This window comes from Komagataeibacter sp. FNDCR2 (genome assembly GCF_021295395.1).
Classification (GTDB): Bacteria; Pseudomonadota; Alphaproteobacteria; order Acetobacterales; family Acetobacteraceae; genus Komagataeibacter.
Window position 1 is genome coordinate 432,887 of the sequence record NZ_JAIWOU010000001.1, and the last position, 20,226, is coordinate 453,112.

General features: G+C 59.4%; 20 protein-coding genes. 15 read left to right on the forward strand and 5 right to left on the reverse strand.

Annotated elements, in window-relative coordinates:
- Positions 1–271 precede the first annotated feature (271 nt).
- The 5 genes from glpD (at position 272) to LDL28_RS01950 (ending at position 6,360) form a co-directional block, all read left to right on the forward strand.
- Entirely contained in the window at positions 272–1,834 is a 1,563-nt protein-coding gene (glpD, locus tag LDL28_RS01930; protein ID WP_233056961.1) for a glycerol-3-phosphate dehydrogenase, read from the forward strand.
- 69 nt (positions 1,835–1,903) lie between these two features.
- A complete protein-coding gene (gene glpK / locus LDL28_RS01935; RefSeq protein ID WP_233056962.1) occupies positions 1,904–3,403 on the forward strand; it encodes a glycerol kinase GlpK in 1,500 nt (499 codons plus the stop codon).
- 33 nt (positions 3,404–3,436) lie between these two features.
- Positions 3,437–4,423: a class II fructose-bisphosphatase gene (glpX, locus tag LDL28_RS01940; protein ID WP_233056963.1), complete on the forward strand. Its 987-nt coding sequence runs from the start codon at positions 3,437–3,439 to the stop codon at positions 4,421–4,423.
- Between the two features lie 51 nt (positions 4,424–4,474).
- On the forward strand, positions 4,475–5,593 hold the full coding sequence (fbaA, locus tag LDL28_RS01945) for a class II fructose-bisphosphate aldolase (RefSeq protein ID WP_233056964.1): 1,119 nt from the start codon (positions 4,475–4,477) through the stop codon (positions 5,591–5,593).
- 8 nt (positions 5,594–5,601) lie between these two features.
- Positions 5,602–6,360 (forward strand): DeoR/GlpR family DNA-binding transcription regulator, encoded by a 759-nt coding sequence (locus LDL28_RS01950; protein WP_233056965.1) that lies wholly within the window; start codon positions 5,602–5,604, stop codon positions 6,358–6,360.
- Positions 6,361–6,385: 25 nt separating this feature from the next.
- On the opposite strand, the gene LDL28_RS01955 is transcribed toward LDL28_RS01950, so the two are convergent.
- Together LDL28_RS01955 and LDL28_RS01960 are read right to left on the reverse strand one after the other, a co-directional pair.
- Positions 6,386–6,952, reverse strand: a complete 567-nt coding sequence (locus LDL28_RS01955) for a manganese efflux pump MntP family protein (protein ID WP_233056966.1) — start codon at positions 6,950–6,952, stop codon at positions 6,386–6,388.
- 325 nt (positions 6,953–7,277) lie between these two features.
- Positions 7,278–8,879, reverse strand: a complete 1,602-nt coding sequence (locus LDL28_RS01960) for a B12-binding domain-containing radical SAM protein (protein ID WP_233056967.1) — start codon at positions 8,877–8,879, stop codon at positions 7,278–7,280.
- 505 nt (positions 8,880–9,384) lie between these two features.
- Between LDL28_RS01960 and LDL28_RS01965 the strand changes: the two genes are divergently transcribed.
- The 7 genes from LDL28_RS01965 (at position 9,385) to crcB (ending at position 15,239) form a co-directional block, all read left to right on the forward strand.
- Positions 9,385–10,395 (forward strand): hypothetical protein, encoded by a 1,011-nt coding sequence (locus LDL28_RS01965; RefSeq protein ID WP_233056968.1) that lies wholly within the window; start codon positions 9,385–9,387, stop codon positions 10,393–10,395.
- Between the two features lie 29 nt (positions 10,396–10,424).
- Positions 10,425–11,225: a hypothetical protein gene (locus LDL28_RS01970; RefSeq protein WP_233056969.1), complete on the forward strand. Its 801-nt coding sequence runs from the start codon at positions 10,425–10,427 to the stop codon at positions 11,223–11,225.
- A 267-nt stretch (positions 11,226–11,492) separates the two neighbouring features.
- Entirely contained in the window at positions 11,493–11,939 is a 447-nt protein-coding gene (locus LDL28_RS01975) for a hypothetical protein (RefSeq protein WP_233056970.1), read from the forward strand.
- Positions 11,940–12,201: 262 nt separating this feature from the next.
- The gene (locus LDL28_RS01980) at positions 12,202–12,984 is read left to right on the forward strand and encodes an SDR family NAD(P)-dependent oxidoreductase (RefSeq protein WP_233056971.1); all 783 of its coding nucleotides are present in this window, start codon (positions 12,202–12,204) and stop codon (positions 12,982–12,984) included.
- 153 nt (positions 12,985–13,137) lie between these two features.
- Complete coding sequence (locus tag LDL28_RS01985; RefSeq protein WP_233056972.1) at positions 13,138–13,926, forward strand: SDR family NAD(P)-dependent oxidoreductase; 789 nt, start codon at positions 13,138–13,140, stop codon at positions 13,924–13,926.
- Positions 13,927–13,966: 40 nt separating this feature from the next.
- A complete protein-coding gene (locus LDL28_RS01990) occupies positions 13,967–14,788 on the forward strand; it encodes a universal stress protein (RefSeq protein ID WP_233056973.1) in 822 nt (273 codons plus the stop codon).
- 49 nt (positions 14,789–14,837) lie between these two features.
- Positions 14,838–15,239, forward strand: coding sequence for a fluoride efflux transporter CrcB (crcB, locus tag LDL28_RS01995; RefSeq protein ID WP_233059153.1), 402 nt, complete (start codon positions 14,838–14,840; stop codon positions 15,237–15,239).
- Positions 15,240–16,238: 999 nt separating this feature from the next.
- Here crcB and LDL28_RS02000 read toward each other — a convergent pair.
- Together LDL28_RS02000 and LDL28_RS02005 are read right to left on the reverse strand one after the other, a co-directional pair.
- Entirely contained in the window at positions 16,239–16,694 is a 456-nt protein-coding gene (locus LDL28_RS02000) for a DUF1493 family protein (protein WP_233056974.1), read from the reverse strand.
- 142 nt (positions 16,695–16,836) lie between these two features.
- Positions 16,837–17,271, reverse strand: coding sequence for an Rrf2 family transcriptional regulator (locus tag LDL28_RS02005; protein ID WP_233056975.1), 435 nt, complete (start codon positions 17,269–17,271; stop codon positions 16,837–16,839).
- Between the two features lie 80 nt (positions 17,272–17,351).
- On the opposite strand from LDL28_RS02005, the gene hmpA reads away from it, so the two are divergent.
- The gene (gene hmpA / locus LDL28_RS02010) at positions 17,352–18,563 is read left to right on the forward strand and encodes an NO-inducible flavohemoprotein (protein WP_233056976.1); all 1,212 of its coding nucleotides are present in this window, start codon (positions 17,352–17,354) and stop codon (positions 18,561–18,563) included.
- Positions 18,564–18,691: 128 nt separating this feature from the next.
- On the opposite strand, the gene LDL28_RS02015 is transcribed toward hmpA, so the two are convergent.
- On the reverse strand, positions 18,692–18,853 hold the full coding sequence (locus LDL28_RS02015; RefSeq protein ID WP_233056977.1) for a hypothetical protein: 162 nt from the start codon (positions 18,851–18,853) through the stop codon (positions 18,692–18,694).
- 134 nt (positions 18,854–18,987) lie between these two features.
- Between LDL28_RS02015 and LDL28_RS02020 the strand changes: the two genes are divergently transcribed.
- Both LDL28_RS02020 and LDL28_RS02025 read left to right on the forward strand, forming a co-directional pair.
- Positions 18,988–19,329: a cupredoxin domain-containing protein gene (locus tag LDL28_RS02020; RefSeq protein WP_233056978.1), complete on the forward strand. Its 342-nt coding sequence runs from the start codon at positions 18,988–18,990 to the stop codon at positions 19,327–19,329.
- Position 19,330: 1 nt separating this feature from the next.
- Entirely contained in the window at positions 19,331–20,161 is an 831-nt protein-coding gene (locus tag LDL28_RS02025; protein ID WP_233056979.1) for an FTR1 family protein, read from the forward strand.
- The last annotated feature ends 65 nt before the right edge of the window (positions 20,162–20,226 follow it).

Genomic DNA, 20,226 nt, shown 5'->3' on the forward strand with positions numbered 1-20,226 from the left:
CTGACATTTTCAGGACCGAACGCATGTGGCGCAACCCGGTGCGGGGGGACGCGTTAACTCTGGGTGGATGACTATTCTGGCTGTGCGTTTTCGCATATGCACAAAAATACATCCGGTCGTGCACTTCTCATATCGTGGCGGATTTATGGCTGGTACTCCCAATATTCAGGCTTCCGACATCATCCTTAACGGCTCCGGCCAATGTGCGGTTCCCCTATTGAAATGCGCATAATGTTCGTTTACGAACATCCGCATCAGGAGGAACATCTGCATGGCGTCCATGGACGAAACATTCCGCCCCTTCCCCACGGGCGGCGACCCGGTCGATCTGCTGGTCGTGGGCGGGGGGATCAACGGCACGGGCATCGCGCGCGATGCGGCGGGGCGCGGCGCATCCGTGCTGCTGGTGGAGCAGGACGATCTGGCCAGCCATACCTCGTCCGCCAGCACCAAGCTGATCCATGGCGGCCTGCGCTATCTGGAATATTATGAATTCCGCCTTGTGCGCGAAGCCCTGATTGAGCGTGAGAACCTGCTGCGCATCGCGCCGCACATCATCTGGCCCATGCGCTTCGTGCTGCCCTACACGCCACAGGCGCGGCCCGCGTGGATGCTGCGCCTGGGCCTGTTCCTGTACGATCATCTCGCCCCCAACATGACATTGCCAAAGTGCAGATCGCTTGATTTGCGCACCAGTTCCGCGGGCAGGCCGCTCAATGGCAAGCTTGCGCGCGGCTTCGCCTATTCCGATGGCTGGGTGCAGGACAGTCGTCTTGTGGTGCTCAACGCCATGGATGCGCGCGCCCGTGGCGCGGATATCCGCACCCGCACGCGCCTGGTGCGCGCGCGCCGGACGGATGGCGTGTGGGAAGCCGAAATCGAGAACACGCACGATGGCAGCCGCACCACCGTACGGGCGAAGGTGCTGGTCAATGCCGCGGGCCCGTGGGTGAGCGAAGTACTGCGTGAGCGCGCGCAGGTCAGTTCCACCAAGCAGGTGCGCCTGGTCAAGGGCAGCCATATCGTGGTGCCCCGGCTGTTTGACGGGCCGCAGGCCTATATCCTGCAGAACCCGGACAAGCGCATCGTTTTCGCCATTCCGTACGAACAGGAATTCACCCTGATCGGCACCACGGACGTGCCATGGACGCAGGCCCCGGGACATGTCGAGATTTCGCCCGAGGAAATCACATATCTGTGTGAAAGCGTGAACCGCTATTTCACCAGGCCGGTCACGCCCGATGACGTGGTGTGGACATATGCCGGCGTGCGCCCGCTTTATGATGACGCCGCCACGAATGCCTCCGCCGTGACGCGTGATTACGTGCTTGATGTCGATACGCATGATGGTCAGGCCCCGATGCTATCCATCTTCGGTGGCAAGATCACCACCTATCGCCGCCTGGCGGAGCATGCGCTTGAAAAGCTCCGGCCCTTCCTGCCGGCGCTGGCCGCCCCGGGCTGGACGGCGGGTCGGGTGCTGCCTGGCGGGGATCTGGGCACGGACGGGTTTGAGGGGGCGGTCAGCCGCCTTGCGGCGCGCGCGCCCTTCCTTGACCCGCAGCTTGTCTGGCGGCTGGTGCGTAATTACGGTTCGTGCGCGGGTGAAATCGTGGGCGACGCCCGCAGCATGGCCGATATGGGCGAGCAGTTCGGCGCGGGGCTGAGCGCGCGTGAGGTGGAATACCTGATGGCGCGGGAATGGGCGCGGACCACGCAGGACATCCTGTGGCGGCGCTCCCGTCTGGGCCTGCACGTGACGGATGAGGACGCGGCCCGGCTGGATGCCTACCTGCATGCCCGCCAGCCGGTCGCGACACCGGCGGTTTCGTGACATACCGGCCGTAGGCGTAAACGGCGTACGGCCCAAACCAGCATCCGCCCGTTCGGGCAGGAGATAATAATGAACAAGAAGAACAGAATTCTTGCAATCGACCAGGGAACGACCTCGACCCGCAGCATCGTGTTTGACCGGGACATCACGGCCCTGGCGGTCGCGCGTATCGAATTCGCACAGCATTATCCCGCCCAGGGCTGGGTGGAGCACGATGCGGAGGAAATCTGGTCCAACGTCCTTTCCACCGCGCGTGAGGCGCTTGAAAAAATTGGCGGTCCCGGCACCATCGCGGGCATCGGCATTACCAACCAGCGCGAGACCATAGTGGTCTGGGACCGTGAAACAGGCGCGCCAGTCCATCGCGCCATCGTCTGGCAGGACCGCCGCACGGCTGCCGCCTGCGCGCATATGCGCGAACAGGGGCATGAGCCGCTTGTGCGCGAACGCACCGGCCTGCTGCTGGATCCGTATTTCTCGGCCACCAAGATCGCATGGATTCTGGATAATGTGGACGGCGCCCGCGCCCGCGCCGAACAGGGCGCGCTGGCCTGCGGCACCATTGACAGCTTCCTGCTGTGGCGGCTGACCGGCGGGCGCGTGCATGCGACCGACATGACCAACGCCGCGCGCACGCTTTTGTTCAACATCCATACCTGCGCGTGGGATGACGACATGCTGGCGCTGTTCAACGTGCCGCGCGCCATCCTGCCCGAGGTGCGCACCAACAGCGAAATCTTCGGTGAAACGGATCCCGCCCTGTTTGGCGAGGCCCTGAAGGTCGCGGGTATGGCGGGCGACCAGAACGCGGCCATGGTGGGGCAGGCCTGTTTCCGGCCCGGCACGGCCAAGGCCACCTACGGCACCGGCTGCTTCGCGCTGCTCAATACCGGCACCACGCCCGTCCGGTCCGAAAACCGCATGCTGACCACCATCGCCTACCGCATTGGCGATGAGACGACCTACGCGCTGGAAGGCTCCATTTTCGTGGCGGGGGCGGCCATCCGCTGGTTGCGCGACGGGCTGAACCTGATCACCCATGCCTCCCAGACGGATGACATGGCCACCCGCGTGCCCCACAGCCATGGTGTCTATATGGTGCCCGGCTTTGTCGGTCTGGGCGCGCCGCACTGGGATCCTGACGCCCGTGGCCTGATCTGTGGCCTGACACTGGACGCGACGGCCGCCCATATCGCGCGCGCGGCGCTGGAATCGGTGGCGTACCAGACGCTGGATCTCATGGATGCGATGCGTGAGGATGGCGGCGGGGAACTGAGCGCACTGCGTGTTGATGGGGGAATGTCCGTCAATGACTGGTTCTGCCAGTTTCTTGCCGATATGCTCCTGACACCGGTGGAGCGGCCGCAGCAGGTCGAGACAACGGCTCTTGGCGCCGCCTTTCTGGCGGGGCTGGCAACCGGGGTATGGAGCAGCATACCCGAACTGGAGGGAACCTGGACCCGCGGGCATCTGTTCCGCCCTGCAATGGACAAGGCACAGCGCGACAGTATGGTGGCGGGGTGGCACATGGCGGTGCGGCGGACGCTCAGCGCCACCGTGGCGGCGTAACCCTCGCATATAAAAACAGGAAAAGAATGTTTCATGACCTCCTCACGGTATAACCCCTATCAGGTTACGGACCGCAATCTCGCCCTTGAACTGGTTCGTGTAACGGAGGCGGCGGCGGTCGCCGCGTCGGCATGGACCGGGCGCGGCCTCAAGAACGAAGCCGACGGCGCGGCGGTGGAGGCCATGCGACGCGCCTTTGACACGGTTGCGATCGATGGAACCGTGGTGATTGGTGAAGGCGAGATGGACGAGGCCCCGATGCTCTTCATCGGGGAAAAGGTGGGGGCGGGCGGCCCCGGCATGGATATTGCCGTTGACCCGCTGGAAGGCACGAACCTGTGCGCCAAGAACCTGCCCAACGCCCTGACCGTGGTGGCGCTGGCGGAAAGTGGCAATTTCCTCCACGCGCCCGACATCTACATGGAAAAGATCGTGGTTGGCCCCTTCCTGCCCGAAGGCGTGGTGGATCTGGACAACAGCATCGAAGCCAACCTGAAGTCACTGGCGAAGGCCAAGAAGTGCGATGTATCCGATCTCATGCTGTGCACCCTCGATCGGGAGCGCCATGGGGAACTGATCGCCCGCACGCGTGAGGCCGGTGCGCGCGTGACGCTGCTGAGCGATGGGGACGTGGCCGCCGCCATCGCCGCCTGCCTGGACGATAGCGATATTGACATCTATGCCGGATCGGGCGGCGCGCCCGAGGGTGTTCTGGCCGCCGCCGCCGTGCGCTGCGTGAACGGGCAGATGCAGGGCCGCCTTCTGTTCGAGGATGACAGCCAGATTGCCCGCGCGCGCAAGATGAACCCCGATGCCGATCCGTCGCGCAAGCTGGCGCTGGAAGACATGGCCCGTGGCGACGTGCTGTTCTCCGCCACCGGTGTGACGGGCGGCGCGCTGCTGCGCGGTGTCCACCGGACGGGTGGGCGCACGGTCACGCATTCGCTGGTCATGCGCTCCAAGTCCGGCACCATCCGGTTTGTTGAAGGCCAGCACGACTACCAGACCAAAAACTGGTGATCATTTCATCCGTTGCATAACAATAATAATAAACAGCAATAGGGAAACGACATGACTGACAAAGCGGGCCCCCACTCCGTCCGTCTGGCCCTGAAGCCCGGTGTGGTGACCGGGGCGGATTATCGTCGTCTGGTTGAAACCTGCCGCGACGAGGGGTACGCGCTGCCCGCCGTCAATGTCGTTGGCACCAACAGCATCAATGCCGTGCTGGAAGCCGCCGCGCGCAACCGGTCGGATGTCATTATCCAGCTATCCAACGGCGGGGCGCGGTTTTACGCGGGGGAGGGCCTGAAGGACGCCGATCAGGCCCGGCTGCTGGGCGCGGTGGCCGCCGCGCGTCATGTCCATACCGTGGCGGCGGCTTACGGCGTATGCGTGATCCTTCATACCGATCATGCCGACCGCAAGCTGCTGCCGTGGGTTTCCGCACTGGTGGACGCCAGTGCGCAGGCGGTGCAGGAAACGGGTCGGCCCCTGTTCTCATCGCACATGATCGACCTTTCAGCCGAACCGCTGGATGAAAATATTGCCGAATGCGCCCGCTTCCTGCGCCGCATGGCCCCGCTTGGCATCGGTCTTGAAATCGAGCTGGGCGTAACGGGCGGCGAGGAAGACGGCGTGGGCCATGACGTGGATGATGGCGCGGAGAACGCCCATCTTTATACCCAGCCCGAGGATGTGCTCAAGGCCTATCAGGCGCTCTCACCGCTGGGTTTTGTCACCATCGCCGCCTCCTTTGGCAACGTGCATGGCGTTTACGCGCCGGGCAATGTCAAGCTGCGCCCCGAAATCCTGCGCAATTCGCAGGCCGCGGTGGCCCAGGCCGTCGGGCGCGGCGACAGGCCGCTCGCACTGGTGTTTCACGGTGGGTCAGGCTCCGAACCGGGCAAGATTACCGAGGCCGTGTCCTACGGTGTGTTCAAGATGAATATTGATACGGACATCCAGTTCGCCTTCGCCGGCAGTATCGGCCACTATGTCATGGAACATGCCGAGGCCTTCAGCCACCAGATCGCCCCTTCCACCGGCAAACCGACCAAGAAGCTGTATGACCCGCGCAAGTGGCTGCGGGTGGGCGAGACCGGCATTGTGGCCCGGCTGGAGCAGGCTTTTTCCGACCTGGGGGCGACGGGGCGCAGCGTGGCGCAGGCAGACATGGGCGTGGAGTAACAGGCGTCGTGTCAGCGGAAGAACGCCACAGGGAAATCACCGCTCTGGTGCGCAGCCAGGGCTATATGTCGAACGAGGAACTGGCCCAGAGGCTGAATGTCGCGGTCCAGACCATTCGCCGCGATGTCAACCAGTTGGCGCGGCGCGGCGTGGTCGCGCGACATCATGGGGGGGCGGGGCTCGTCTCCTCGGTGGAGAATATCGCCTATTCGGAGCGGCAGGTTCTCAACCGCCGGGCCAAGGAGGCCATTGGCCAGCTCGCGGCCCGGCTGGTGCCGGATAATTCATCGCTGTTCATAAGTATCGGCACCACAACGGAAGCCTTCGCCAAGGCATTGCGGCGGCACAAGGCGTTGCGGGTCATTACCAACAACCTGCATGTGGCAAGCCCGTTATCCGCGCAGACGGATTTTCAGGTTATTGTAACGGGTGGGCTGGTACGTTTCTATGATGGCGGTATTACCGGATCGGCCGCCAGTACGTTTATCGAGCAGTACCGCACGGATTTCGCGGTGATCGGCGTAAGCGGGATTGAGGAAGACGGCACGCTGCTGGATTTCGATGCCGATGAGATCAGCGTAACCCAGGCCATGATGCGCAATGCCCGGCGTGTCTATCTGGTGGCGGACCAGACCAAATTCGGCCGTCGCCCGATGGGGCGGGTGGGGCATCTTTCACATATCCACGGCTTTTTTACCGACCAGCAGCCCTCCGAACGGATATGCGCCATGCTGCGTGAACATGGTGTGGAGTTGCATGTCGCATAAAGCCGGAAACCGTCAGAAATTCTGGTCAGGCGCTGAGATGCTGGTACAGAATTGTTGATCCAATGACGATCAGCGCCATTCCCCCCAGTACTTCGGCATAACGGCCGATATAGGCACTGGCATGTTTGCCCAGCATCACGCCCAGCGTGGCCACGACCGTCGTGACCGCGCCGATGACAAGACATGCGGTAATGATGTTGACCTGCATGACCGCAAGGCTGACACCGACCGCGGTCGCATCAATACTGGTTGCCAGCGCCGTTGCGACCAGGCGTAACGCGCTGGCGCTTTTGGCGGCGTCCGTTGCCGGGGTTTCGTTTTTCAGGGCCGCATGGATCATGTGGCCGCCCACGCCCAGCAGCAGGAAGAAGGCGATCCAGTGGTCAACGGCGGCGATCCAGTTGCTCAGCGCCAGCCCGATGGCCCAGCCGATGGCAGGGGTGATCGCCTCGAAAAAACCGAATACGGCCCCCACGCGCAGCGCGTCGATCCAGCGGTTGCGCTGGTTGGTGGCGCCCTTGCCAATGGCGGCGGCAAAAGCATCAACCGACAGGCTTGCGCCAAGTGCGCCAAGCGTAAGGACACCAGTCATCGTGTTCACATCCCAAGGCCGTCAACCGAACGATGCGACCCACCTCTGGCCATAAGGGAGGCGGGGCATCGTTGGTCTTGCCGGGCAAGGTCTGCTGACCTGCTGCCACCGCCACGGACCGCCCTGTTGAACGGGCCGAGGATGTTGACGGTGGCCCCGCACGGGCGGGTGGCTACTCCCCAAGAATGACGTCCTCTTATAGCGCCCGGTCCCGCAGGGCAATGCCATTTTGTAAGGAATTGAAGCCGGTAGCGTGCGGGCGGGAGGCTATGCGGGGTTGGCGCGCCCGTGTTCGCAGCACGCCGGCACGTGGCCGTGGTGCGGATCAGGCAGGCACGAGTGCGCAATCCCTGGCGGGTAGCAGGGGGGGCGGGGCCTGCCAGCGCCCATGCGCGACATCCTCGATCTCCCGATCGATCTCATTGATGACCTGCCGCGAAAAGGGGCCGAGATGCAGGTAGAGTGCGCTTGTCATGACCACATAGGGCAGTGCCTTCGGATTATGCAGGGCGCAGTCCAGCATCATGCGCCAGAATTGTCCCGCCGTTCCGGGCCCCGCGCGGTGAATGCGCAAGAGAAGCCGCATGAAGCTGCGGAGATCCCCCTTCACCATCCGGTGGCTGCGCTTACGCCCAAGCAGTCGGCCCATCCGGCGCACACGACCGAAATAGGCGACGGGATCATAGATCGCCGCAAGCACGGTCCTGTAGTCATTCAGCACGTCGCGACGTGGCCGCTTCGTCTCGAAATTCAGCCCGGCGGTGCACTGATCGCCCGATTGCGTCTGTTCGCTACCGGAAAACAGGCGTCCTTCGGCCAGCAGGCGGCGTGTAAGCTGGGTTGTAGGCAGGGCGTAGAGCAGGCCGACCATGCAGACCGGAATCGCCGTATCCTCGATGCATTCGATCATGCCGGGCGCGACGCTGCCCTTTTCACTGTCGAAGCCCACGATGAAGCCGGCATTGACGAAAATCCCGGCCTTATGGATCGTCTCGATGCTCTGTTGCAGGCTGCGCCTTGTGTTCTGCTTTTTCTGCATGAGCACGAGGGAGTCCGTATCCGGGCTTTCGATACCCACGAATATGGCGAAGAAATTGGTATCTGACAGGCTGCGCAGCAGCTCGGGATCATCGGCCAGGTTGATCGATGCCTCGGTTGAAAACTCGAAGGGAAATTTCTTCTCCTCCTGCCAGCGTTTCAGATCCGGCAGGAATTTCTTCAGCGCCTTTTTATTACCAATCAGGTTGTCATCAACAAAATCGACATGCCCACGATAGCCCAGCGCGTACAGCGCATCGAGTTCGGCCATGACCTGTTCATTCGTCTTGGTGCGTGGCACCCGGCCATATAGCTCGATAATGTCGCAGAATTCGCAACTGAACGGGCATCCGCGCGAGAACTGGACGCCGACATGCAGGTACTGGTCCAGCTTCAGCAGGTCGAAGCGGGGCAGCGGGCTTTTTGTGACATCCGTCTTGCCCATCGGCGCCTCGAACACGCCCTGCCGCACGCCGCTGCGCCAGGCGGCGATGAAATCATCCATGATCTCCTCGGCTTCGCCCAGAACCTGAAAATTCGCGGCGCTGTAGAGAGACGGGCTGGAGGTGACATCGGGGCCGCCAACCACCACCGGCTTGTCGCAGGCACGGCACATTTCGATAATGTGGAGGGTATCGTTTCTCTGTGGCAGCATGCCGCCGGTCATCACGATGTCGGCCCAGCCGAAATCCTGATCGGTCAGAAGTTCGGTGTTACGGTTGACCAGCCTGATCTCCCAGCTTTTCGGGAGGAGGGCGGCGACGGTAATCAGACCAAGTGGGGCCGCCGGGTAGCGCGCACCGGCCAGATCGCAGGCTTCCTTGTAATTCCAGAACGAGTTCGCGTTGAAGAGCGGGAAAACCATCAGGACCTTGCATGTGTCGGTCATTATGACGGAATCCTTTGATTTGCCTCCTCTTCACGATCGAAAGGGCCTCCCTGGTTGACGGCAGGGCACATGCGGACGGACTGATCCATCTCTGGCAAAACGGCGATATTCCGGCAAACGGTCGTCATATGGATCTTCCATCAGGATGTAAGGAGCGTTCCTACACCCACAGCCCCATAATAGCGATAGAAAGGGGGGACGACGTAAAGGCACCCGACGACTGCGGAACTTGCATGCGTGGTTCCCGTTGAATGCTTACCTTCTTCCCCATGTCCGGCTGTGGTATGGGCAAGGAAATATTTGAAAAGAACGTCGATTCATCATGATACGCCTGATATGTTACTTCCCAGGTAAAGTGATAGGTCTCGATTCCAGAATATTTTCCTATTGCAGAACTTTCATTTGTTCAATTCCAGGCTCACGTAAAAATAATCTCCAGATTAACGAATCACTAACGCTTTTAATGAAATGGTAACCTTTAGCGTTTCAAATCCGGAATGGAACGATGACAACGATCAGTGCGCTTCGGGCGACCGATAATTATCTTTCGCTTTCGACGGTTGCTGAAGATGCCGCGCAGACCGGCACGACATCGCTTACGAACAGTTCAGGTTCCCGGACCCCGGCGGCTTCCATTTCGGATTCCCTCAGCCTTTCAGCGGAAGCGACGGTGGCGCTGACCGGAGCGACCGGCACGTCGATGGATCCGCAGGTCGCTTATTACGCCCAGTTCTTTCCCACGCGTTCGGGTGCGGGGACAATTTTCGGTGAAAATATTCTCGATCCCGCTGCGACAACCCTCTCGACGGGGCTGAGCGGTCCCGAGATTGCAAAGGCCGCGCGCGCCAGCATGGACGCGGAATATTCTTCCATGACCGCCAGCGGACAAGCTTTCGATTTCAATAGCGGCGTTGACTGGAATACGCTCATGTCCGGTCTGGACCGAACCGCACTGGCCGCGGTGTCATCCGATCAGGATGGACTGTTTTCCAAGGATGAACAGGACATGGCGCAATCCCTCATGCTTCAGGAAGAACAGTTCGCCATAGGCAATTACGCCGGCCCCCTGAACCTTGAATCAAAATTCGTATCCCAGCCCCCCAGCGGGCAGGGGTATTCCTTCGATTCAAGTGATGCGATGGTCTCGGATACGTCGAATATTACTTATGCCGATATTGCCCTTTCGGAAAATTTGAGCAGCTACCTCGACAAAGCCGGGAATTACGAAAAAAGCACCGTTCAATGGGCCTTTGGTCGCGCGTCAGTACAGACCCAGTACGAGGAAGACATGGACGCCGCAAAACAGCCTTACGATCCACAATATATCAGTAACCTGTCGATTGTTGGTATGTTGAGTGAGTTGATGAAGAATGCCCAGAAAATACATGTCGGCACTGATCCGTCCGTACTGAATACCACCGACCTGTTGAATGAAAAATGGGCAAAGGGCCATGAAGCCGCGATCGAAGATGCGCTGGTCAGTACACGCAAGGAACTAGGCCTATCTGGAAACTGATCCAGATCACCAATCGGGACACTTTAGCGATGCTCGTTTCCACAACGTCCACCCAAACCGGCACCTATCCATCCGCGACCGATAACGTGGCGAATGATGGTACTGTCTCTTCCCCGGTCGGACAGGCGCAACAGGCGAATACGTCTTCCGTCGTGATAACGATTTCGCAGGCCGGTCTCGATTTTCTGGCGGGGTCGTCATCTTCCGATGACAGTACAGCCCTGGCATCCGCGCAGGACGCCCTGTCACGGGTGGGCCAGCTTCCCCGTTCCAACCAGCAGGACGCCCGGGCAGAGGCGGAACAGCGGATTGACAATATCAAGGCGCAGATGCGTCAGCTCATGGACATGAAGGCCCTCCTTTCGCCCAAGGCGCTGGCTCTGGAACTGTCGCAGCTTGCCCGCCAGCTCGCCGCCGCCGTGGAGCAATATGCCCAGAGCGGCGGAACCAGCAGCGCTACCACCACTACCGCCGCGGTGGGCAGCGTGGCGGTAGCCGCGCCACAGGTGACCTCCCTGAACATGTCGGGAGCCAACCAGAGCGCAACGGACGACGGAAGGGAGCAGGGCGCGCAGCAAGGGGAAACGGACAGCGCAGGCGATGGCTCCAGTTCCGCGTCCAGACAGACACCAGTCAAGGCAGAGTCATCCGGCGCCACGACAGATGACAGCCAGGATTTTCAGCAGACCGTGCGGGGTCTGGCCAGCCAGATTAAGGCGCTTCTCCACGAAAGCATGGAGCATCTGATAAAGCAGGGCGCGACATCTGATAGCAATATCCAGACTACCCAGAACGCTGTCGATACCGTCAATCAAGCACCTTCCACATAAATATAAACATAAGTTATTTAAATAAATGATGAACCGCGGGGATTTACCTGGCGCGGTCAATTCAATGTAAAATTTCCGGAAAAAGCTTTTTAAAAAACGAATTTCAACCGTGACGGATCCTACAGGAAAGCCGAACATATTCCCTTGTGCCTGACTCTTGGAAACTTTCATTGATACACAGGCCAATGTGAAATATTAATGGTAGGGTATCATGGCCCACCGAAGCATGGTTTTGTACCATCATTATTCAACGGGAAGTTACAGGCAATGAGTATTGGTAGCGTATCTTCGATTATCGGGAATGCCGCGCAATATCTCTCCGGTTCGACCACGGAACATACGGGTGACAGCCAATCCGGTTCCGTCGATTTCAGCAATATCTCGGCACAGAAGCTGCAGGACGTGAATGAGGAACTGACGCAGCAGGGGAAAATTACATTCCGCCAGAGTGGTGAACTGTCGCTGATGGACGGATGGGCGCTCAGGGGAGTGAATAATGGCCAGCTTCGGCAGTCACCCACCGGCACGCTTGATGCCTATTCCCTGCTCGATACCATGATCAAATATCAGGAATCCAATGGTATTGGTGATGTAGGGTCCACGGTTGCTTCCCTGTCCGGATTAAAGGAAACACTTGAAAATTACGCAGGCACTACCACGGAAGACACAGCAGCAGCCCGGCAGGTGGACAGCCAGCAGGAACTTGGGGACTGAGGTAATGGCCGGATAAAATCCGGAAGCATGTCCCTGGATGACATTACGCCTTTCGTTTCCGTGTCCATGCATAATCCGTTCAGGTGCTTCGCTATCGGTATTTCCTGTCCTGACAGGATATTGTCTCCTTCGGTGCCATTACCGATGGGGCGCGTAGGCATGCGGGGGCGGTTTGCCCTATAAAGGCATGGGAAAAAAGCGGACAACATTTCCACCTCCCTTTTGCTGGAGGTTTATCCGCGACATATGACAGGAGAAACAGATGTCAGGACATGCACGCCCGGACAGGGATTTCACGGGCGGTCGGATAAGGAATAAGGTTGCCGTAATCACCGGGGCCGCCAGCGGTATGGGACGGGCCACGGCGGAGCGCTTTGCCGCCGAGGGGGCGCAACTGGTTCTTGCGGATCTGGATCAGGAAAAGCTGGATACCGTCGTGGGCGAACTGGCCGCGCAGGGCAGCGAGGTGCTGGGGGTTGCGGGCGATGTTGCCAGCGAGGCCGATGTCCAGCGCCTGATGAACGAGGCCGTCCGTCGTTTTGGCAGGATCGACATCCTGGTTGCCAATGCAGGCGTCATTCCCGAGGCCGATCTGGCTTCCGCCACTGTGGATCTGTGGGACCATACCATGGCCGTGGATGGGCGCGGCATGTTCCTGAGCTGCAAATACGCGGCTGCCGAGATGGTGAAGGCCGGACAGGGCGCTATTGTCTGCCTGTCGTCAATTTCCGCATTCGCGGGCCAGAAGGGACAGGCCGTGTATGGCCCGGCGAAGTTTGTGGCCTCCGGCCTGACCAAACATCTGGCGATCGACCTTGCCGACAAGGGCATACGGGTCAACGCGGTCGCCCCCGGTACAATCGATACGCCCGCCGTGGCCAAAATGGGCAAGGAAGGAATTGAGAAGGTCGTTTCCATGCATCCGCTTGGCCGGATGGGGCGACCGGAAGAAGTCGCCAGCGCCATCCTGTTTCTTGCATCTGACGAGGCCTCTTTCATCACCGGTGCGGTTCTGCCTGTCGATGGTGGCTATCTCGCGCAATAAAAGTTTTTAGGTACCGCCTTTTCCTGAAAAGGCGGCATCTCCCTGCCGCAACTGCCACACCATCCGGTTGTTTGGGTGGGGCAGGCTACAGTGTTGTTCAACAGGGCATTTTGTGTACGATGCCCCCTGCTTCATTCATTGCGGGAGAATACCATGCGGATTGATCTTACAGGTCGAACAGCCATTGTAACGGGATCGACAGGCGGTATTGGCCTGGCTATTGCAAAGGGGCTTGCCGCCAGCGGGGCGCGGGTTGTCATTAACGGGCGGCGGCAGGCTGCGGTGGATCAGGCCGTAAAGGAACTGTCACGCCTTGGCGCTGGTGGGGCTGTCGGGTTTACGGGCGATCTGGGCACGGCTGCCGGGTGTGAGGCGCTGGTGGCGGCCTATCCGTCATGTGACATCCTTATCAATAATCTGGGAATTTATGAGCAGAAGGATTTCCTGGAAACACCGGATGAGGACTGGGCCCGGTTTTTTGAAGTGAATGTCATGTCGGGCGTACGCCTGTCGCGCGCCTACCTGCCGGGCATGAAGGAGCGGGACTGGGGGCGTGTCGTGTTCATATCCTCGGAATCCGCATTCAATATTCCCGTGGAAATGATCCATTACGGCTTCAGCAAGACGGCGCAGGTCTCGATCGCACGTGGGCTGGCTGAACGGATGGCCGGAACCGGCGTGACCGTGAACTCCGTGCTGCCCGGGCCGACCCTGTCCGAAGGGCTGGCGGACATGCTCAAACCGGAGCAGGAAAAAACCGGCAAGTCGCTGGAGGAAGTCGCCGCCGGGTTCGTCATGACCCATCGGCCGAGTTCGATCATCCGCCGCGCCGCATCGGTGGAGGAAGTGGCCAATATGGTGGTCTATCTCTCCTCACCGCAGGCATCGGCCACAACAGGGGCATCGGTGCGTGTGGATGGCGGCGTGTTGAGCACGATCTGACAGCGTGCATGGGCCGGACGGGTGCGGAAGAAAAATCACGTTGAAAACAGCACTTATCATTCTTAACCGTCCGGAAGATGCGGCGGGCCTTCTTGCCGTCGGGCTGGACGTGGTTGCGCGGGCGGGCGGTGCGGCACTGAATGTGCTGGCCGCGCGTGAACCGCCCGAGGATACGATCCTGCCCACCGAGGAAATGCTCACGGACCGGACACGGGCGCAGATACGCGCAACACAACGGCAATGGGCCGACAGCCTCCATGCCTGTTTTCATGACTGGCTGACAGCAGGCCGGGCGGATGGCGCGATAGGGAACGTGGAGGTCAACTGGCTGGACCCGGAAATTTCGGTCACCCGCATGATGCAGGCTTATGCCAGCGAGGCCGACCTGATCGTGCTTGGCTTTCCGCAACCCCATGACAGTGACCAGAAGCGCCGGGCCGTTCATGCCGCAATCTTCGATTCCGGGCGTCCGGTCGTATTCGTGCCCCCCGGCTGGAACCGTCCCGCAGGGCGCAATATCCTGCTTGCATGGAAGGATACCACGTCGTGCCGCCGGACGGTGCGTTCGGCGCGCCCCATCCTTGCGGCCGCACGTGATGTGGCGGTCTTACGGGCGGATACGGATACGCCGTCCGTCCTGACGGACCTGCTGGCTGGCGTTGTGGCCCGCTACCTGCCACCGCTCGATGATGGTGCGCCAGAAGACGTAACCAGGGTCATCCTGCGCCAGTGTCGTGACAATGGGTGCGACCTGCTGGTGATGGGGGGATATACGCATGGCGCGCTCTATAACCGTCTTGTGGGGAGTGTTACGCAGGATATTCTGGAATGTGGGGAAATCCCTGTTTTCCTGCAACATTGAAGGCATGGCCAGGACACAACCCTAACGGGGAAGGAGGACGATATTGGATTTGGACAGATTGCGCGTAACCCTGTGGATTGCGGCAGGGGGCGCATTGGGCACGGTCGGGCGGTACTGGGTCGGCATCTGGATGGCGCGGTGGAGCCAGAGCCTGCCATGGGGCACGATCGCGATTAACGTGACCGGGTCTTTCGCCATTGCATTTTTTGGCACGCTGACCACATCGGCCGGGCGGTACCCTGTTTCGGATCTGGGCCGTCTCTTTTTCATGGTCGGCATATGCGGGGGTTACACCACGTTTTCCTCGTTCACATTGCAGACACTTGACCTGCTGCGTGGGGGCGCGCCGGGCCGGGCGCTGCTTAATATCGGTCTTTCAATCGTGCTGGGCATGCTGTCGGTTTCCGCCGGATACATGATGGCCGCACGCCTGAATCAGGGAGCCGTATAGGAACCCCCTGTTTGACTGTCCGTTACTGACAGATATGTGCGTAATGCCCATTCCATTACTGGAGATCCCCCCAAATGCCATGGACAGCCGATGACGCCCCAACGCATACGCATAAAGCAACAACGGCACACCTGCGGGAACTGTGGGCAAAGGTTGCCAATGAGTGTCTGGAACGAACGGGTAATGAAGGCCGCGCCATCCGCGAGGCCAATGCCGTTGTGGCCCGTAACGCGGGGGAGACAACGTAACTGACATTATGATCTGGTTGGTGTGGAGTTATGTTCTTTTTTGAAAAAAAGAACCAAAAAACTTTTATTTGTATTAAAAAAAATTCCCATGCAATATTCTCCAGATAATAAGAAGTTTTTGGTGAAGCTTTTTTCAAAAAGCTTCAGGAAACGCTACCTTTTGAAAAAAGTGGTACCCAAATACATTTGTTGTTTAAAAGAATTCTTATTTCTCAATTGAAATGGAAGCCCGGTGTCATTTCGGGCTTCCATTCATGGCTTTCATCACCCAAAGAAGATCAGCGCGGTTGACAGCGCGAAGGCGGCAGCCAGAAGCGCGGGGGCAATAATGTCCCATCTGTCAAGCCGCCCGGTCTGTGATGCGCCAGAATTATTATGCTGGCGCCGAGAGTACATCCACATGGTAGGTCTCCATTAACGCAAGTATCAGGGCGTATCAGGATGGTCTGTTTACGTTCATTCTATATAAAAATGAACGATAACCACAGGGCCAGTGTCAGCATGACAATGCCTATTCCGACCCAGTTCATCATATCCGATTTTGAGCGGTACTGTGTTCCCATAGCCATGGCAACCTCCACCTCGGGGGGAATATTCCTCCGATACCGCGGATGTGGGGATGGGGGCATGTATTGAAAAGGGCAGGGAATGGCCGCAATAGGCTGGCTGGCCTGAACACCGATCACATATTCGGTATCGCGTTATATAATTCGGTATCGCGTTATATAATGATGTAAACAGGGATGGCCTGCTACTTTCCTTTGCGGATACGTGAAAACCATCCGGGCTTTTTGGGCGGCGGGGGATAGACTTCCGTGCCGGCAAGGGATTCAAGGCGTACGGAATCCCATCTTCCATCATCAATTGCCTGTTGAAGCATGGTTAATGTGAGCGGAACCGTCGTTGGCTTGGGTGCAGGTTTGCCCAGCAGAAGCTGCCAGATCAGGAATCTGAATAACCTGAATAATAAGTCGGGTATAATCAGGAAAACCAGAAAAGGTGGCGTCTCATGGCGGAAATAACGACAAAAATCAAAATCTCCTGTATCTATATGGAAATTGTCAATATATGACACTATTAAACAGTGAGCATCATATCCATCCAGACTTAGATCTTCTACTATACGTGTTGAAAGCTGAATTTCGGATTCAGAAAGCCTTTCTTCAAATATTAAAAAACTTTTGAAATCATCTGAAAGGGTATGCATATTAAAAAATATCCTGTCTTTGACTTGGATATACGATTATATTGTAAATAATATTCATAAATCGCTGATTGAAAAAAATAAAAGTTTTTTGGGTGTCGTGGATTACGCCCCGCGGTGCCTGCGAACGGATATGTCCTGATATTCAGGACAGACACCGGCGCTCATGTGGCGTTACGACATCCGCCAGTGTGTAGCCATTCAGTACCGTCATGAACGAACCCAGCGCCTCGCCCAATGCGCCACGTAACCGGCAGGCATCCGCCAGAAGACACGGCGTATTGTCCTTTGCGCCTTCAGGCTGCTGGCAGCCAACCAGCGCCATGTCTTCCTCGGTATAGCGTACGACATCACCAATGCGGATCTGATCGGCAGGGCGGGCAAGGCGCAGGCCGCCGCCGCGCCCACGCACGGTTTCGATAAAACCACCAAGGCCAAGCCGGTGGATGATCTTCATCAGATGATTTTCCGAAATACCATACGCGGTCGCGATTTCACGGATTGAGGACAGGCGTTCGGTGTGAACCGCCAGGTACATCAATGTTCTCAGCGCATAGTCGGTATGAAGGGTCAGTCTCATGGCCTAAAGATATACAGGCTTGACATCTTTTTCCAGAGGGTATTGAAAGATGTGCGTAACTTACATCTTAGGAGTAAAACATGGCTGCTCCCCTGGACGACGCGACCCGTTCCATCATCAAGGCCTGCGTGCCCGTGCTGGAAGCGCACGGCGTTGCGATTACAACGGAAATGTACCGCCGCCTGCTGGCGAACCCGGATATCCGTGATCTGTTCAATATGTCCCATCAGAAGGATGGCGAGCAGCCGCGCGCCCTGGCGCTGGCGGTGCTGGCCTATGCCAGGCATATTGATAACCTGGCCGTTCTTGGCGGAATGGTCGAACGCATTGCTGAAAAGCATGTGGGCCTGAACATCCTGCCTGAGCATTACCCCTTTGTAGCGGAGGCGCTTCTGGGTGCGATTTCCCATGTGCTCGGGGATGCCGCGACACCGGAAATTCTGGACGCGTGGGGAAAGGCCTACTGGTTCCTGGCGCATATCCTGATCGGGCGTGAAAAGGAAATCTATCACGCACATGAGGCCGCACCGGGCGGCTGGGCCGGCTGGCGCCCGTTCCGTGTCCAGCGCCGTGTAAAGGAGAGTGAGACGGTCACGTCCTTTGAACTGGTGCCTGTCGATGGGCGTCCGGTCATGCGGCATGTGCCGGGGCAGTACCTCAGCTTCCGGCTCGATGTGCCGGTGCATGGGTCGCAACGCCGCAATTACAGCATTTCCTCCGCGCCCGATAATGGCGCCTACCGCATCAGCGTACGGCGGATTCCCGGCGGTGTCGTATCTGAATGGCTGCATGACACGGTAGGGGAAGGGACGGAGCTACAGGTTTCCGCCCCCGCTGGTGATTTTGTGCTGGACAACCCGGCTACGCCCGCGATCGTGCTGCTGAGCGCCGGTGTGGGCCTGACGCCGCTCATGTCCATGCTGGATACGCTTATGGAACGCGACGACGCGCCCGCCATCCATTACGTGCATGCGACACGCAGCCCCCAGACCGAGGCGTTCGGCAGGCACATCCGCAAGCTGGCGGCGAGCGGGCGGATCCGGCATGATGTTTTCTACAGTCGTGAATCCGCACCCGACACGGCGGCGGATACCGGCACGACGCAGCATGCGGGCCGTCTTTCTCCCACATGGCTCAAGGCGCAGGCACGACCGGACAGTGTCTATTACATCTGTGGGCCGGACGCCTTCATGCGTGAGATGGTGGAGGTGCTCAGGGCCGCTGGCGTACCGGATGAAGCGGTCCGCTTCGAGTTCTTCGGTTCGGCGGCGGATGCCGAACTGGCTGCCTGAGGCGCGCCTTATGACCGTGGCTTCCGGTGGATCATGATCCGCCGGAAGCCGCCAGCCCGCATGCACCGCATGGGGGGAAGCACCACGGCGCCTTAATCCGTGGGCACATGCATCATGACCGGGGGGCGTTACCAGCGGCGTCCCGGTCCATGCCGATAGGGCCCCGGCCCGCCATAAGGGCGGTCATACCCCCCATGCCAGCCGCGATGGTGGTGATAACGTGGCCCGTAGCAGCCCGAGACGGACAGCAGGAGCGCGCAGACGACAAGTCTTGTGAAAGTCTGGTTCATGACGGCCTCCTTGCCTGTGCGGGTGGCAACGCCGTAGCCGGGGAAAGGTTTGGGTCGCGGGGACACCTGCCAGCATGATTTGACATTGCGAACCAATCGCATTATTTGGGTAGATATTACCCAATGGATGAACCATGCGAATTTCATTTCCCCAAATAATTCTTGCATCGGTGCTGGTGGCCGCATCCACAACCGCGCATGCCCTGGAACCGGTCCATCTGGAAGTGAAGGACCATCACTTCACGCCCGATCATTTCACGGTGCCGGCCGGGCAGCGGTTTATCATTGAACTGGTAAATCATGACGATACGGTCGATGAATTCGAAAGCTATGACCTGAAATTTGAAAAAATCGTTGTTCAGGGCGGGACGATTTCGGTCCATGCCGGGCCGCTGCATCCCGGCACCTATAAATTCTTTGATGATTATCACCCCGATAGTGCCACCGGCACCGTCACTGTAACGGAAGCACCCTGATATGCTGGGCAGTCTGCTGATCGTTTTCCGTGAAGTCATGGAAGCCGGATTGATCGTGGGGATCGTACTGGCGGCAACGCAGGGCATTCCCTTTCGCGGGCGCTGGATTGCGGGTGGCATCGGGGCGGGTGTGCTGGGCGCCGGGGTTCTCGCGCTGTTTGCCGGGGCGTTGTCACAGGCGCTGTCCGGCAACGGGCAGGATGTTTTCTCGGCGGTGATCCTGTGCCTCGCAGTGGTGATGCTGAGCTGGCATATCATCTGGATGGCCCGGCATGGCCGCGAGATGGCACGGGACATGAAGGCGGTCGGGGCCGCGGTCGCCAGTGGCAGCCGCTCGCTGTTCGCCATGGCTGTCGTCGTCGCGGTCGCCGTTCTGCGCGAAGGGATGGAGGTGGTGCTGTTCCTTTACGGCATCGCCATTTCCAGCGGGACCGGGCCGGTGCCGATGCTGATCGGGGGTGTTCTTGGGGTTCTGGCCGGTGCGGGACTGTCCTGGGCGCTGTACCGCGGGCTGGTCGTCATTCCGTTGAACCGCCTGTTTGCCGTAACCGGCCTGCTGGTCACGTTCCTTGCGGCGGGCATGGCCAGTCAGGCCGCCGCCCTGCTGGCCAGCGACGACCTGCTGCCCGCGCTGGGCTATGACATATGGGATTCCTCGTGGCTGCTGTCGGATGGCAGCATGCTCGGTCGGGCCGCAAAGGCGCTGTTCGGTTATTCGGACCGGCCCACGGGCATCCAGCTACTGGCCTGGGCAGGCACCTGTATCGTGCTGACTGTCATGGGGCATATGGTGCGCCACCGCCCCACCGCCAGGGTCGCTCAGTCTTCCTGACGCGCGATCATTCCGGTGGGTGCGCCCAGGGCGCGCACACCGGGATCCTGTCCCGTATCAGACGG

Bases quoted from the DNA above. Each gene is read 5' to 3' on its own strand.
- hmpA (WP_233056976.1), top strand. From the start codon at position 17,352: ATGGCTGCTCCCCTGGACGACGCGACCCGTTCCATCATCAAGGCCTGC.
- LDL28_RS02020 (WP_233056978.1), top strand. From the start codon at position 18,988: ATGCGAATTTCATTTCCCCAAATAATTCTTGCATCGGTGCTGGTGGCC.
- LDL28_RS01960 (WP_233056967.1), bottom strand. From the start codon at position 8,879: ATGACCGACACATGCAAGGTCCTGATGGTTTTCCCGCTCTTCAACGCG.
- LDL28_RS01955 (WP_233056966.1), bottom strand. From the start codon at position 6,952: ATGACTGGTGTCCTTACGCTTGGCGCACTTGGCGCAAGCCTGTCGGTT.
- LDL28_RS01980 (WP_233056971.1), top strand. From the start codon at position 12,202: ATGTCAGGACATGCACGCCCGGACAGGGATTTCACGGGCGGTCGGATA.
- LDL28_RS02025 (WP_233056979.1), top strand. From the start codon at position 19,331: ATGCTGGGCAGTCTGCTGATCGTTTTCCGTGAAGTCATGGAAGCCGGA.
- LDL28_RS02000 (WP_233056974.1), bottom strand. From the start codon at position 16,694: ATGCATACCCTTTCAGATGATTTCAAAAGTTTTTTAATATTTGAAGAA.
- fbaA (WP_233056964.1), top strand. From the start codon at position 4,475: ATGACTGACAAAGCGGGCCCCCACTCCGTCCGTCTGGCCCTGAAGCCC.
- LDL28_RS01970 (WP_233056969.1), top strand. From the start codon at position 10,425: ATGCTCGTTTCCACAACGTCCACCCAAACCGGCACCTATCCATCCGCG.
- LDL28_RS01985 (WP_233056972.1), top strand. From the start codon at position 13,138: ATGCGGATTGATCTTACAGGTCGAACAGCCATTGTAACGGGATCGACA.
- LDL28_RS02005 (WP_233056975.1), bottom strand. From the start codon at position 17,271: ATGAGACTGACCCTTCATACCGACTATGCGCTGAGAACATTGATGTAC.
- glpK (WP_233056962.1), top strand. From the start codon at position 1,904: ATGAACAAGAAGAACAGAATTCTTGCAATCGACCAGGGAACGACCTCG.
- LDL28_RS02015 (WP_233056977.1), bottom strand. From the start codon at position 18,853: ATGAACCAGACTTTCACAAGACTTGTCGTCTGCGCGCTCCTGCTGTCC.
- glpX (WP_233056963.1), top strand. From the start codon at position 3,437: ATGACCTCCTCACGGTATAACCCCTATCAGGTTACGGACCGCAATCTC.
- LDL28_RS01965 (WP_233056968.1), top strand. From the start codon at position 9,385: ATGACAACGATCAGTGCGCTTCGGGCGACCGATAATTATCTTTCGCTT.
- glpD (WP_233056961.1), top strand. From the start codon at position 272: ATGGCGTCCATGGACGAAACATTCCGCCCCTTCCCCACGGGCGGCGAC.
- LDL28_RS01975 (WP_233056970.1), top strand. From the start codon at position 11,493: ATGAGTATTGGTAGCGTATCTTCGATTATCGGGAATGCCGCGCAATAT.